The organism is Martinezella lusitana, from assembly GCF_014207095.1.
GTDB lineage: Bacteria > Pseudomonadota > Alphaproteobacteria > Rhizobiales > Rhizobiaceae > Rhizobium > Rhizobium lusitanum_B.
Genome location: NZ_JACHBG010000014.1, coordinates 65,665 through 79,603, shown reverse-complemented (window position 1 = coordinate 79,603; position 13,939 = coordinate 65,665). Strand labels below are relative to the sequence as shown.

The 13,939-nt window shown below is 59.8% G+C and carries 13 protein-coding genes; 10 read left to right on the top strand and 3 right to left on the bottom strand.

Annotated features, from left to right (window positions below):
• Positions 1-44 precede the first annotated feature (44 nt).
• From GGD46_RS23345 to hflX, 5 genes are all read left to right on the top strand, one after another.
• On the top strand, positions 45-2,318 hold the full coding sequence (locus GGD46_RS23345) for a PAS domain-containing sensor histidine kinase (RefSeq protein ID WP_184708440.1): 2,274 nt from the start codon (positions 45-47) through the stop codon (positions 2,316-2,318).
• Complete coding sequence (locus GGD46_RS23340; RefSeq protein WP_184708438.1) at positions 2,308-3,672, top strand: sigma-54 dependent transcriptional regulator; 1,365 nt, start codon at positions 2,308-2,310, stop codon at positions 3,670-3,672. Before GGD46_RS23345 ends, GGD46_RS23340 begins: the two co-directional genes overlap by 11 nt.
• Positions 3,673-3,721: 49 nt before the next feature.
• Positions 3,722-4,585, top strand: a complete 864-nt coding sequence (locus GGD46_RS23335) for a D-amino-acid transaminase (protein WP_184708436.1) — start codon at positions 3,722-3,724, stop codon at positions 4,583-4,585.
• Positions 4,586-4,694: 109 nt separating this feature from the next.
• A complete protein-coding gene (gene hfq, locus GGD46_RS23330; protein ID WP_003539403.1) occupies positions 4,695-4,937 on the top strand; it encodes an RNA chaperone Hfq in 243 nt (80 codons plus the stop codon).
• 78 nt (positions 4,938-5,015) lie between these two features.
• Positions 5,016-6,350 (top strand): GTPase HflX, encoded by a 1,335-nt coding sequence (gene hflX / locus GGD46_RS23325; protein WP_184708435.1) that lies wholly within the window; start codon positions 5,016-5,018, stop codon positions 6,348-6,350.
• A gap of 6 nt (positions 6,351-6,356) precedes the next feature.
• Here the strand turns inward: hflX and mazG are convergent, their stop codons facing one another.
• Both mazG and GGD46_RS23315 read right to left on the bottom strand, forming a co-directional pair.
• Positions 6,357-7,205 (bottom strand): nucleoside triphosphate pyrophosphohydrolase, encoded by an 849-nt coding sequence (mazG, locus tag GGD46_RS23320; RefSeq protein ID WP_184708433.1) that lies wholly within the window; start codon positions 7,203-7,205, stop codon positions 6,357-6,359.
• A 22-nt stretch (positions 7,206-7,227) separates the two neighbouring features.
• Positions 7,228-7,815: a deaminase gene (locus tag GGD46_RS23315; RefSeq protein WP_184708431.1), complete on the bottom strand. Its 588-nt coding sequence runs from the start codon at positions 7,813-7,815 to the stop codon at positions 7,228-7,230.
• Between the two features lie 287 nt (positions 7,816-8,102).
• Between GGD46_RS23315 and cysG the strand changes: the two genes are divergently transcribed.
• The 5 genes from cysG to GGD46_RS23290 all read left to right on the top strand — a co-directional run bounded on the left by cysG (position 8,103) and on the right by GGD46_RS23290 (position 13,119).
• The gene (gene cysG / locus GGD46_RS23310; protein WP_409527708.1) at positions 8,103-9,545 is read left to right on the top strand and encodes a siroheme synthase CysG; all 1,443 of its coding nucleotides are present in this window, start codon (positions 8,103-8,105) and stop codon (positions 9,543-9,545) included.
• Between the two features lie 3 nt (positions 9,546-9,548).
• Positions 9,549-9,863 (top strand): DUF2849 domain-containing protein, encoded by a 315-nt coding sequence (locus GGD46_RS23305; RefSeq protein WP_184708427.1) that lies wholly within the window; start codon positions 9,549-9,551, stop codon positions 9,861-9,863.
• A 17-nt stretch (positions 9,864-9,880) separates the two neighbouring features.
• Positions 9,881-11,557 (top strand): nitrite/sulfite reductase, encoded by a 1,677-nt coding sequence (locus GGD46_RS23300; RefSeq protein ID WP_184708425.1) that lies wholly within the window; start codon positions 9,881-9,883, stop codon positions 11,555-11,557.
• Positions 11,558-11,569: 12 nt separating this feature from the next.
• Entirely contained in the window at positions 11,570-12,082 is a 513-nt protein-coding gene (locus GGD46_RS23295) for a DUF934 domain-containing protein (protein ID WP_184708423.1), read from the top strand.
• 224 nt (positions 12,083-12,306) lie between these two features.
• The gene (locus GGD46_RS23290) at positions 12,307-13,119 is read left to right on the top strand and encodes a ferredoxin--NADP reductase (protein ID WP_184708421.1); all 813 of its coding nucleotides are present in this window, start codon (positions 12,307-12,309) and stop codon (positions 13,117-13,119) included.
• A 53-nt stretch (positions 13,120-13,172) separates the two neighbouring features.
• Here the strand turns inward: GGD46_RS23290 and GGD46_RS23285 are convergent, their stop codons facing one another.
• A complete protein-coding gene (locus GGD46_RS23285) occupies positions 13,173-13,787 on the bottom strand; it encodes a GntR family transcriptional regulator (protein ID WP_184708419.1) in 615 nt (204 codons plus the stop codon).
• Between the last annotated feature and the right edge of the window lie 152 nt (positions 13,788-13,939).

Below are 13,939 nucleotides of genomic sequence, written 5' to 3'. Positions count from 1 at the left end.
TCGGCAAGGCTGCCAATCGTCGTTCGGGCGTGGAGATGATGGGAATGATCAAGGACGCGGTGTCGCCGGCGGCGAGCGACGAGGCGGCTGTCAAGGTGACAGACCGTCGTGCTTCCTTTGCCCTACCTGGCCTTGTTCTGGCCGGCGGCGCGCTTCTGTGCGCGATCGCCACGCTGCTGATGCTTCTCGGCCTGACGCCGGTTGCCCCGACGTCTTCGGTCGTCTTTACCTCCGTCGTCATCAACGGCCTGTTCGTATTCGGATTGATCGCACTCATCGTGCGCGAAGTCGCACGGCTGATGAAGGCACGTAGCCGAGGCCGCGCGGCGGCGCGTCTGCATATCCGCATCGTTGCACTTTTCTCCGTCGTGGCGATCACGCCGGCCATTCTGGTCGCCATCGTCGCAAGCCTCACCCTGAATATCGGTCTCGATCGCTGGTTCGGCGTGCGCACGCAGCAGATCATCAGCTCCTCGCAGAATGTCGCTCAAGCCTATCTGATGGAGAACGCCAGCTACCTGCAGGGGCAGACGGTGTCGATGGCGAACGATCTGGAGCGCAATCGTTCGCTTTACAGCCTCGATCGCACCGGCTTTGCCGATCTGATGACGCGCCAGGCCCGCGGACGCGGCTTGCTCGGCGCTTTCCTCGTGCGCCGTGACGGCACTGCCATCGTCCAGGCCGAAATCAAGACAGAACGGCCGCTGCCGGCGATCCCGAAGGATGCGCTGGATTCATCGGCCAATGGTCAGCCGACGCTCATTCCGCCCGGCGTGACCAATCTCGTCGGTGCGGTCATCAAGCTCGACGAAATCCCTGGCTCCTTCCTCTATACGGTGCGTGCCGTCGATCCGCGCGTGATGAACGCCATGCGGATGGTGGAGGACAACACCGCTGAATACAAGGCGATGGAAGAGGGGCGCATGTCCCTGCAGATCGCCTTTGCAGTTCTCTATATCGGCTTTGCGCTGATCGTGCTTTTGGCCGCGATCTGGACTGCAATCGCTATCGCCGACCGTATCGTACGGCCGATCCGCCTTCTCATCAGTGCCGCGGACAATGTTGCCTCCGGCAACATGAACGTGTTGGTCCCGGTGCGCTCGGCAGATGGCGACGTTGGCAGCCTGTCGCGCACCTTCAACAAGATGATCTCGGAAATTCGCACGCAGCGCGATGAAATCCTCGAAGCCAAGGACGAGGTCGATGACCGTCGCCGCTTTATCGAGGCGGTGCTGTCGGGCGTAACGGCGGCTGTGATCGGTGTCGAGCACGATCGCCGCATCGCGATCGTCAATATTTCCGCAGAAGATCTGCTGGGACTGACGAGCGACGAACTCGTCGGCCACAACCTGGCGGAAATCGCACCCGAGGTCGAGCAGGTCGTCACCGAGGCGACGACGCGCCATCGAAACGATTTCCGCAAGCAGATCAGCCTGGTGCGCGGTGGTACGGTGCGGACGCTGAGTGTTCAGGTGACGCGGGAGGAATCGCGCGATGCCAATGAATCCTATGTCATTACCCTTGATGACATCACCGATCTGGTCATTGCGCAGCGCTCGACCGCCTGGGCAGACGTCGCGCGTCGCATCGCTCATGAAATCAAGAACCCATTGACGCCGATCCAGCTTTCCGCCGAGCGTATCCGCCGGCGTTTCGGTAAGAATATCGCCGAAGTCGATCGGCCGGTCTTCGATCAGTGCACAGATACGATTATCCGGCAGGTGGGTGATATCGGCCGCATGGTCGACGAGTTCTCTTCTTTCGCCCGCATGCCCAAGCCGACGATGGAGCCTAGCGATCTGCGCGATATCCTGCGTGACTCGGTGTTCCTGCGCGAAATGGGCAACAACCACGTCAAGTTCGAACGGGAGCTGGGCGACGAGCGGCTCGAGGGCATGTTCGATGCCCGCATGCTCGGCCAGGCCTTCGGCAATCTCATCAAGAATGCCGTCGAGGCAATCGAAGGTGTGCCAAGCGACGAGGCGCGCGATCAGCCGAAAGTTCTGGTGCGCACATCTCTGGATCAGGATCGCGATCGCTTTACCGTCGACATCATCGACAATGGCCGCGGCCTGCCGGTGGAGAACCGTCACAGCATTCTCGAACCCTATATGACGATGCGGGACAAGGGCACGGGCCTCGGTCTCGCCATCGTCAAGAAGATCATTGAAGACCATGGCGGGCAGCTGGAGCTCCACGATGCCCCCGCCGATTTCGACCAGGGCAGGGGAGCCATGATCCGCGTGCATTTGCCACGCCGTGAGCAGGCTACCGTCGCCCAGACAGCAAGCGATAAGGAAAGCGTCTATGGCATCTGATATTCTCGTAGTCGACGACGAGGAAGACATTCGCGAAATCGTTTCGGGAATTCTTTCGGATGAGGGGCACGAAACCCGCACGGCGCATGATAGCGACAGCGCGCTTGCCGCTATTTCGGATCGAGCGCCGCGGCTGATCTTCCTCGATATCTGGATGCAGGGCAGCAAGCTCGACGGCCTCGCGCTGCTGGACGAGATCAGGGCGCGCCATCCGGAATTGCCCGTCGTCATGATCTCCGGTCACGGCAATATCGAGACGGCCGTCTCCGCCATTAAGCGCGGCGCCTTCGATTTCATCGAAAAGCCCTTCAAGGCTGACCGGTTGATTCTGATTGCCGAGCGCGCGCTGGAAAACTCAAAGCTGAAGCGAGAGGTTTCGGAGCTGAAGCGCCGCACCGGCGATGCGGTGGAATTGATCGGCACGTCGGTTGCCGTCTCGCAACTGCGCCAGACGATCGACAAGGTGGCGCCGACCAACAGCCGCGTCATGATCTTCGGCCCCTCCGGCTCTGGCAAGGAGCTGGTGGCCCGGATGATCCACAAGAAGTCGACCCGTGCCAACGGTCCTTTCGTTGCGCTGAATGCAGCAGCGATTACCCCGGAGCGCATGGAAATCGCGCTCTTCGGCACGGAAGGTTCTCCGGGACAGGCGCGCAAGATCGGTGCCCTGGAAGAGGCTCATCGCGGCATCCTCTATCTTGATGAAGTCGGTGAAATGCCGCGCGAGACGCAGAACAAGATCCTGCGCGTGCTGGTCGATCAGCAGTTCGAGCGCGTCGGCGGCTCGAAGCGAGTGAAGGTCGACGTGCGCATCATCTCGTCCACGGCCTACAATCTTGAAAGCCACATTGCCGAGGGCCTGTTCCGCGAAGATCTCTATCATCGCCTGGCCGTTGTCCCGGTTCGCGTTCCGGCACTTGCCGAACGACGCGAGGACATTCCGTTCCTCGTCGACCAGCTCATGCGCCAGATTTCCGAACAGGCCGGCATTCGCCCGCGCCGGATCGGCGACGACGCAATGGCGGTGCTGCAGGCGCATGACTGGCCGGGCAATATCCGCCAGTTGCGCAACAATATCGAGCGGCTGATGATCCTGGCGCGCTCGGATGGAGCCGATACGCCGATCACCGCCGAAATGCTGCCGACCGACCTTGGCGATATGCTGCCGAAGGTTTCCGCCAAGAACGACTATCACATCATGACCTTGCCGCTGCGTGAAGCGCGCGAAATGTTCGAGCGCGATTATCTCATCGCCCAGATCAACCGCTTCGGCGGCAACATCTCGCGCACGGCGGAATTTGTCGGCATGGAACGTTCGGCGCTGCATCGCAAGCTGAAGTCACTAGGGGTCTGAACGGCTACCGGGCGCTTCGGAATATACGGAATTTTGATCAGGGGCTTCCATGCCGAGAATAGCTTATGTGAACGGCCGCTACGTCAATCATAGCGATGCAACGGTGCATATCGAGGATCGCGGCTATCAGTTTGCCGATGGCGTCTACGAGGTTTGCGAGGTGCGTCATGGCGTGATCGTCGATCTGACGCGCCATCTCGATCGGCTCAACCGCTCGCTGAGCGAACTGCGCATCGCCTGGCCGATGGCGCGCGCGGCGCTCGTTCTCGTGATTCGCGAGACGCTGCGCCGCAATCACGTCCGCGACGGCCTGTTTTACCTGCAGGTCACGCGCGGCGTTGCCCGGCGCGATCACATTTTCCCGCCGGCCGGCACGCCATCTTCGATCGTCGTCACCGCCAAGAGCACGGACCAGTCCGTCATCGCGAAGAAAAACGCAAACGGTATCAAGGCGATCACCGTCCGTGACAACCGCTGGGATCGCGTCGATATCAAGTCGGTCGGCCTGTTGCCGAACGCGATGGCCCGCCAGCAAGCGAAGGAAGCCGGCGCGCAGGAAGCGATCTATATCGACCACAACGGTATGGTGAAGGAAGGGGCCGCCACCAACGTCTGGATTGTGGATCATGACGGAAATCTCGTAACGCGTCCGGCCGAGCACGGCATTCTGCGCGGCATCACCCGCACGACCCTGATGGATGTCGCGGCCAAGCTCGACGTGACGATTGTGGAGCGATTTTTCTCCGTCGAGGAGATGATGAAGGCGCGCGAAGTTTTCATCACGGCGGCGACAAGCATATGTTTTCCGGTCGTTTCCATCGACGGCGAAACCATTGCCAACGGCCATCCGGGCAGCATGTCACAGAAAATTCGCGAAGCCTTTTTCGACGTTGCGGAAAAGACTGCGATTTGATACCAACATGCGCTGGGTAGGAGAGAATGAGGGCATCTCCGGTCCCGGGGTCTCTGTATATCATGATATTTCACCGACTTAGGTCGGCAAAAAAGAAAGAAGCGGCGCGATGGCGGAACGTTCTCAGAACTTGCAGGACTTGTTTCTCAATACTGTTCGCAAGCAAAAGATTTCACTGACAATTTTTTTGATTAACGGTGTGAAGCTCACAGGTGTCGTGACCTCGTTCGACAATTTCTGTGTTCTGCTCCGCCGCGATGGCCATTCGCAGCTCGTTTACAAGCATGCGATCTCGACGATCATGCCGGGTCAGCCCATGCAGATGTTCGAGAGCGAAGAAGCCGCATCCTAACCAGGACTTTCTACTATCACGACACGCGATACCAAAAATGATTCCCTCATCCCGGAGACCGTAAAGCACCGGGATGACATGCGCGCTGTTGTCGTCGTGCCTGTGCTCAAACAGGCGCGTGCGGCGCGCTCCGCTCAGGCCGATAGCGCCATTTCCGTCTCGCGCCCGCCCGAAAGCCGGCTGGAAGAGGCCAAGGGTCTTGCGCTCGCCATCGACCTTGAGGTCGTCAACGGCTCGATTGTCCCGATCAACGATCCGCGCCCGGCGACATTGCTCGGCACCGGCAAGATCGAGGAAATCCTCGCACTGCTCGACGAGTTCAATGCCGGGCTTGTCATCGTCGATCATCCCTTGACGCCGGTGCAGCAGCGCAATCTCGAGAAGGCATGGAACGCCAAGGTCATCGACCGTACCGGCCTCATTCTTGAAATTTTCGGACGCCGCGCCTCCACCAAGGAAGGCACGCTGCAGGTCGAGCTTGCGCATCTCAACTATCAGAAGGGCCGTCTGGTTCGAAGCTGGACCCACCTTGAGCGCCAGCGTGGCGGCGCGGGTTTCATGGGTGGTCCCGGGGAAACGCAGATCGAGGCTGACAGACGCATGCTGCAGGAGCGGATCATCCGGCTGGAGCGAGAGCTCGAGCAGGTCGTCCGAACTCGTCAGCTGCATCGCGCCAAGCGCCGGAAGGTGCCGCATCCGATCGTTGCGCTGGTCGGCTATACCAATGCCGGCAAGTCGACGCTGTTCAACCGCATTACGGGCGCCGGCGTTCTGGCTGAGGACATGCTGTTCGCGACGCTCGATCCGACGCTGCGTCGCATGAAGCTGCCGCACGGCCGCACCGTCATCCTTTCCGATACCGTCGGTTTCATTTCCGATCTGCCGACTCACCTTGTGGCGGCGTTTCGTGCGACGCTGGAAGAGGTGCTGGAAGCCGACCTCATCCTCCATGTGCGCGATCTCTCGGATGACGACAACCAGGCCCAGAGCGCCGATGTCATGCGCATCCTTGGCGATCTCGGCATCGGCGAGGCCGAAGGCGCCGAGCGCATTCTCGAGGTCTGGAACAAAATCGATCGCCTGGAGCCGGAAGCACACGATGCCATCGTTCAGAAGGCATCGACGACGGAAAACGTCCTTGCCGTTTCTGCGAAGAGCGGCGAGGGTGTCGATCGCCTGATGGATGAAATCAGCCGTCGTCTCTCCGGCGTTTTGACGGAAACGACCATCACGTTGCCTGTCGAAAAGCTGGCGCTGCTACCCTGGCTCTACAATCACGCCATCGTCGATAACCGCGAGGATAACGAGGACGGCACGGTGACGCTTGAAGTGCGCCTGACGGAAACCGAGGCGGTCGAACTGGAGCGGCGCATGGGCAACGGCCCGAAGCCGCAGCGCGAGGACTGGGAGTAGGCGGCTTTACGCCGTCTTGACGCTCGTCAGCTGCCGTTCGATAGCCTTGGCCGACTGCCAGATTTCCTCCATGCGCTCCAGCGAGGCACCCTCAAGTGTCTCGCCTTCGGCCTCAAGTGTCGTCTCGATGTGATGGAAGCGGCGGCGGAACTTGGTGTTCGTGCCGCGTAGGGCCTGCTCCGGATCGGCATTCACATGGCGGCCGATATTGACGACGGCGAAGATCAGGTCGCCGAGTTCATCGCTGACTTTCGCTTTGTCGCCACTCGCGAGCGCTACCCGTAGCTCGCCGATCTCCTCCTCGATCTTGTCGAGGATCGGTTCCGGCGCCGACCAGTCGAAGCCGACTTTGGCTGCGCGCTCCTGCAGCTTCAAAGCTTCTGTCAGGGCAGGGAAGGTCCGTTGCACCGAGCCCAGGTAGCCAGCCTTGAAATCCTCCGTAATGCCGCTCTTGGCGCGGCGTTCGGCCCGCTCGCGCTTTTCCTCCGCCTTGATCCGATCCCATTGCAGCGTCACCGCATCTTCGGTCTTGGCATCGGAGATGGCAAAGACATGTGGATGGCGGCGGATCATCTTGCGGGTGATGGCATGCACGACGTCGCCGAAGGAAAAGGCTCCGGCTTCTTCGGCGATCCGGGCATGGAATACGACCTGAAGCAGGAGATCGCCGAGCTCGTCGCAAAGATCGTCATTATCCTTGCGCTCGATCGCATCCGCAACCTCATAGGCCTCCTCGATCGTATAGGGCTTGATGGTCTCGAAAGTCTGGACGATATCCCAAGGGCAGCCGCTCTCGGGATTTCGCAGCGCCGCCATGATGTCGATCAGACGGGAAATGTCTCGCGATGCTTCCATCGGTGCCTCGGGTCTTGCTCTATCAGTTCAGGGGGATGTCGTTGTCGCTCTTCGACGCTTGGTAGCTGTCGGACAGTTCGGCATAGGCCGCCTTGATACGCGCCGTCTGCCCCTTCAGTTCACCTTTGCGTGGATCCGCTTCCGTCTCGACAAGATCGGAAATCGCAAAGCTGTTCCAGAACGCATTGCTTCGGCGATAGCCGCCCGGCTCCAGACCGAAGACTTCCTTCAGGATCTTGAGATCATGCGGGATTGCAAAGGCATCCCGGGAATCCTCGTGGCTGAAGAAATAATAGAAATTGTCGAAACCAGCCCAGGTGATGGCCGACATGCACATGGTGCAGGGCTCGTGGGTCGACAGGAAGATCAGATCCTTGGTCGCCGGCTTCTCGCCCAATTCGTAGAAGCGTTTCAGTGCATGCACTTCTCCGTGCCAGAGCGGGTTTTCCAACTCGTTGTTGGTTTCGGCAATCACAAGAGAGAGGTCGGATTTGCGCAGGATGGCCGCTCCGAAAACCTTGTTTCCTGCCGCCACCCCTTCTCGGGTCAGCGGCAGTATGTCATGTTCGACGACGTCGAGAAGGCGGGCTGCGATCGTGTTGTCCGACAAGGAAATGCTCCGGAAAATTTCGTTCAATCTAGCGGGATTACCCGTCGGGCGGAATGCGCAAAAGACAATAGGGCACCGTTTGCCACAGGCAATGAAATCGCCGAGGGTTATAGTGAGTTCTAAAAGTCTATAGATTTCCTGTATTTAAATCAATCTGCTCGCCTGGTGAGTTTTGCTCAAATCCTTGCCATGTCGAGCAAAAGAATACGCTCATGCAGGGGCATTAGAATTTCTGTTTCTTCAATCTCTTGGCCGCTGAGGCGATATTCAGCGAACTTCGAATTGGAATGACGATGCCTCCCAGGACTGAACAGCTTTCGGTGTTTCCCGCCTTCTTCCGTATCGACGGAAGGGTTGCGGCCGTTTTTGGCGATGGTGATGAGGCCTTTGCCAAGGCACGATTGCTGATGAACACCCGGGCAAAGATCGTTGCCTATGTTCAGGCGCCGGAGGCTGATTACCACGCATTCCTCATCGCCAATAGCATCGAGACGGTACGTGGTGCGTTCTCCTCGCATCAAGTCAAAGGCGCGACGCTTGTTTTCGCTGCCACCGGTGAGGCAGAGGCGGATCGCCGGATCGTCGACGCGGCTCGTGCCGAGCGAATTCCCGCAAATGCCGTCGATCAGCCTGACTATTGCGATTTCTATACGCCGGCACTCGTCAACCGCGCGCCCGTGGCTGTTGCCATCGGCACGGAAGGCGCCGGTCCGGTGCTGGCGCAGATGATCCGGGCGCAGATCGATCAGATGCTGTCGCCTTCGCTCGGCAAGCTTGCGGAACTGGCGACGCGCTTCCGCAAGCCGGTCGAGCATCTCGTGCCGCGCGGCGTAGCGCGCCGTGTCTTCTGGCGTCGCTTCTTCTCCGGACCGGTTGCTGACGCCGTCAACGCCGGCCATCTCTCGCAGGCGGAGCAGGCAGCCGGTCGGCTGTTGCGGTCATCCGGTGATGTCCAGGGTCGCGTCTGGCTGGTCGGCGCAGGTCCTGGCGCCGAAGACCTGCTGACGCTGCGGGCTCAGCGCGTGATGATGGAAGCCGATGTCATCGTCTATGATGCGCTCGTGCCGCAGGCGATCGTCGATATGGGCCGCCGTGATGCCGAGCGCCTGTCGGTCGGCAAGCGCAAGGGATGCCATAGCAAGTCGCAGGAAGAGATTAACGATCTGCTGGTGCAGCTCGGCCGTGAAGGTAAGCGCGTGGTGCGGCTGAAGTCGGGTGATCCGCTGGTCTATGGCCGCGCGGGCGAGGAAATGGCAGCTCTGCGTGCCGCCGGCATCGGCTATGAGATTGTTCCCGGCATCACATCCGCTTTCGCTGCCGCTGCCGATTTCGAATTGCCGTTGACGCTGCGCGGCGTCGCCTCGTCGTTGGTCTTCACCACGGGTCACGATCTCACAGGCGATGTTCTGCCCGATTGGGCAAGCCTGGCCGTGTCGGGTGCGACGATCGCCGTCTATATGGGGCGCACCGTGGCCGCTTCTGTTGCCGGCCGCCTGATGCAAGCCGGGCTGCCGCCGGAAACGACCGTCGCCGTTATCGAGAACGCCAGCCGTCGTGACCGCCGGCTGATGCATGGTATATTGCGGGATCTTCCAGACCTCGAGCACCGCGAGGAATTGAGCGGGCCGGTCATGGTTATTATCGGCGATGCCGTCGCCGGTGCGAATTTTGAACAATCCGAGCCGCTGGTCCGTCGTGAGACCGTCGCTCATGACTATGCAAGGAGCTGATTGATGGTCGACAAGGTTCTGACCGCAAACCGGCTCACCGATGGCGTCGCCGTTTGGCTGAACGCGAATGGTGAGTGGGCGACATCGCTGCAGGAGGCGCTGGTTGCACGCCACGCCGAAGCCGAAGCCTCACTGGAAGCGATCGGCAAGCAGGCCTATGCCGACAACAAGGTCGTCGACGTCAATCTCGTCGACGTTCGCGAAACCGATGGCAAGCTCTGGCCTCTGCGCCTGCGCGAGCGCATTCGTGCCGAAGGCCCCACGATGGAATATGCGCCGGGTTACGCCGCCGCCGATCCCGAATTCATTGCAGTCTGAGAAGTCCCGAGGAAATCATGTATCGTTACGACGAATTCGACCATGCCTTTGTCGCGGAACGTGTCGCACAGTTCCGCGATCAGGTGGAGCGACGCCTCTCGGGTGAGCTTTCCGAAGATGCCTTCAAGCCACTGCGCTTGATGAACGGGGTCTATCTGCAGCTGCATGCCTATATGCTGCGCATCGCCATTCCCTACGGCACGCTGAGCTCGCGCCAGATGCGCATGCTCGCCCATGTCGCGCGCACGTACGACCGCGGCTATGGCCACTTCACGACACGGCAGAACCTGCAATTCAACTGGCCGAAACTCTCCGAGATGCCAGACGCTCTGGCCGACCTCGCTTCCGTCGAAATGCACGCGATCCAGACCTCGGGCAACTGCATTCGCAACGTGACGGCAGACCATTTTGCCGGCGCTGCGGCCGATGAAGTCGCCGATCCCCGGCCCTATGCCGAAATCCTGCGGCAGTGGTCTTCCGTTCACCCGGAATTCTCCTTCCTGCCACGCAAGTTCAAGATCGCCGTCACCGGCGCCGAGCGCGACCGCGCCGCGATCCAGGTGCATGACATCGGCCTGCACCTGAAGAAGAACGCCGAGGGCAAGATCGGCTTTGCCGTTTATGTCGGAGGCGGGCAGGGACGCACGCCGCTGGTCGCCAAGCTGATCCGCGATTTCCTGCCGGAGGAGGATCTCCTGTCCTACACGACCGCAATCATGCGCGTTTACAATCTGCATGGCCGCCGCGACAACAAGTACAAGGCGCGCATCAAGATTCTCGTCCATGAAATCGGCGCCGAAGAACTGGCGCGCCAGGTCGAGCTCGAGTTTGACAAGCTCAAGGACACAGAACTGAAGCTGCCTGAAACCGACGTTCAGGCGATTGCGGCCTATTTCGAGCCGCCGGCGCTGCCTGAGCGCGCCGAAGGCTGGGAAAGCCTTGCTCGCTGGAAGAAGGCGGATGCCGCCTTCGCCCGTTGGGTACAACAGAACGTCCAGCCACACAGGAACCCCGACTACGGCATGGTGACGATTTCGCTGAAGCCGATCGGCGGCATTCCGGGCGATGCTACGGATGTGCAGATGGATGCTGTGGCCGACATCGCCGAAGAATATGCCTTCGATGAAATCCGCGTCAGTCACGAGCAGAACCTCATCTTGCCACATGTGGCGCTCGCCGATCTCGAAGCGGTTTATCGCGGGCTGGTCGCCATTGGCCTCGAAACGGCGAATGCTGGCCTCATTACCGATATCATCGCCTGTCCCGGCCTCGACTATTGCGCTCTCGCCAATGCCCGTTCGATCCCGGTTGCGCAGGAAATTTCCACGCGCTTCGGCTCGCCGGAACGTCAGGCTGAAATCGGCGAGCTGAAGATCAAGATTTCCGGCTGCATCAATGCCTGCGGCCACCATCACGTCGGCCATATCGGCTTGTTGGGCGTCGAGAAGAAGGGGGCCGAGCTTTATCAGATCACGCTCGGCGGTTCCGGCGACGAAAATACGTCGATTGGCGAAATCATCGGCCGCGGCTTCGAGCCCGACAAGGTGACCGATGCCATCGAGACGATCGTCGATACCTATCTCGGTTTGCGCCTGGATCCCTCAGAGATTTTCCTCGACGCCTATCGCCGTGTCGGACCGCAGCCGTTCAAGGAGGCGCTCTATGGCTCGTCTTCGGCAGCGGAAGCAGCGTAAGGAGAGATGATTATGACGAAGATCTGGCGGGAAACCGGTTTTGTCGAAAGCGATCCGTGGGTGATCGAAACGGATGAGGTGAAGGCAACGGAGACGCAAAAGCCGCTGCTTGGCCTCGATGCCCTCATCGCAAAGGCGGAAGACAGCAACGAGCCTGGCCTTGGTGTGGTCATAAAGCCGGCAGACGATGTGACGAGGCTTCAGCCATATCTTGATCGCCTCGCGATCGTGGCCGTTGCGTTTCCGGCCTTCAACGATGGCCGTGCCTTCAGCCACGCTTCGCTGCTGCGCCAGCGCCTTGGCTATGCGAGCGAATTGCGGGCAGTCGGCGATGTGCTGATCGATCAGATTCCATTGATGCTGCGCGTCGGCATTGATAGTTTCGCAGTCACCAACGAAACGGCTTTGAAGCGGCTGTCGGAAAACCGTCTTCCCGGTATTCCGCACTATTATCAGCCAACGGCACGCCGCGCTGAGGGCGGGCAGGCCTATAGCTGGCGGCGACTGCCGGCAAAATCGGCCTGATGTCGATGGCTTGCGGCAATTTGACAGCATCGGATTGCCGTATTCAGGCCTTTCGATATATGTAATGTCGGCGATCTGGAATCTTGACTGGAATATACATATTTCAGTCCCATGCCGCCGGATGGAATGGAATGCCTTCCAAAACCGGCTATATTATAATATCAGCATCGCGTAATGAGCCTGCCAGGAAAGACGTGTAAGATTAATACGGGATCCGAGACAGAATGAACGCCCCCGCCAAATCAGATGAATTTGCTTCAGCAGTCCCCGCCGGCGTTTTCGCCGAGAAGGTGCTGAGCGTCACACACTATACCGACCGGCTCTTTCGCTTTACCATGACGAGGCCGCAAGGCTTCCGCTTCCGTTCGGGCGAGTTTGCCATGATCGGCCTGATGGTTGACGGTAAACCACTTTATCGCGCCTATTCGATCGCAAGCCCCGCCTGGGCCGACGAGCTCGAGTTCTTTTCCATTAAGGTGCCGGACGGTCCGCTGACCTCGCATCTGCAGAACATCAAGCCCGGCGACGAGGTTTTGATGCGCAAGAAGCCGACGGGCACGCTGGTGCTCGACGCGCTGACGCCGGGCAAGCGGCTCTATATGTTTTCGACGGGCACCGGCATTGCACCTTTCGCAAGCCTGATCCGCGATCCCGAGACCTATGAAAAGTTCGAGGAAGTCATCCTCACCCATACGACGCGAGATGTCGCCGAGCTGAAATATGGCTTCGACCTCGTTGAGGAAATCCGCAACGACGAGCTGCTCAGCGAAGTTGTCGGCGACAAGCTGCGCCACTACGCAACCGTCACCCGCGAGGATTTCCCCTTCACGGGTCGTATCACCGACCTCATCGAGAACGGCAAGCTCTTCAGCGATCTCGGCGTTCCCGCCCTCGACATCGCAACTGACCGCGGCATGATCTGCGGCTCTTCTGCGATGCTGAAGGACACGAAGGATCTGCTCGAAAAGGCAGGCCTCACCGAAGGTGCGAACAGCAAGCCGGCCGAGTTTGTGATCGAACGGGCCTTCGTCGGTTAGGCTGGCATAGACAATCGGAAAGAGAGGGCGGCTTCGAAAACGAGGCCGCTTTTTCATAGGCCGCTCAGATGATCGAGCAGCGCCGCCATCGCCGAGCGGGCGTTTTCCGCGTCACCCGCTCGAATGGCTTCGATAGCCTGAACATGCATTGCGATGGAATGGTCCATGCGATCGGACGTGCCGGTTGAATACCAGAGCCGACGTGCATGCGTCTGTACAGGTCCAAGGGCTGCCGTAATGAAGTTGTTGGGGCAGGCGTCCTCAAGAATCTCGTCGAATGTCTTGTCGGCCGCAAAGAAGCCGGGCAGGTCGCCAGTCACAGAACATTCTGCCATCCGATGGGCGCATATCTGCAGTGCCTCGCGTTGCTCCTCTCTGGCATGCACGGCGGCCAGCGCCGCCGCAATCGGTTCCAGTTCTCGCCGGACTTGCATGACGTGGCGATGATCGTCGGGACGGATCTCCGAGATCTGCAGGCCGACGCGCGGCCGCACATGGATCAATCCCTGCCAGGCAAGTTTCTGGATCGCCTCGCGCACCGGCGTGCGTCCTTGACCTGCCATCTCGATCAGCTGCTTTTCGGTAACAAATGCACCAGGCTCAAGGGCAAGCGTCACGATCTGATGCTCGAGCGCCAGATAGGCGAGGTGGCTAAGCGAATTCTGCATGCGTTGAGTCCAAGCGGGTCGATATAGCACACAGTGTCATCTCGCGCCGCCGAAGGCAATCTATCGTGATATATCAGAATAGGCGCCCGGAGCACAGATTCCGTCATTGCAACAATCTGCCGAACTGGCAGATGGGGTATCCTCCATCTGCC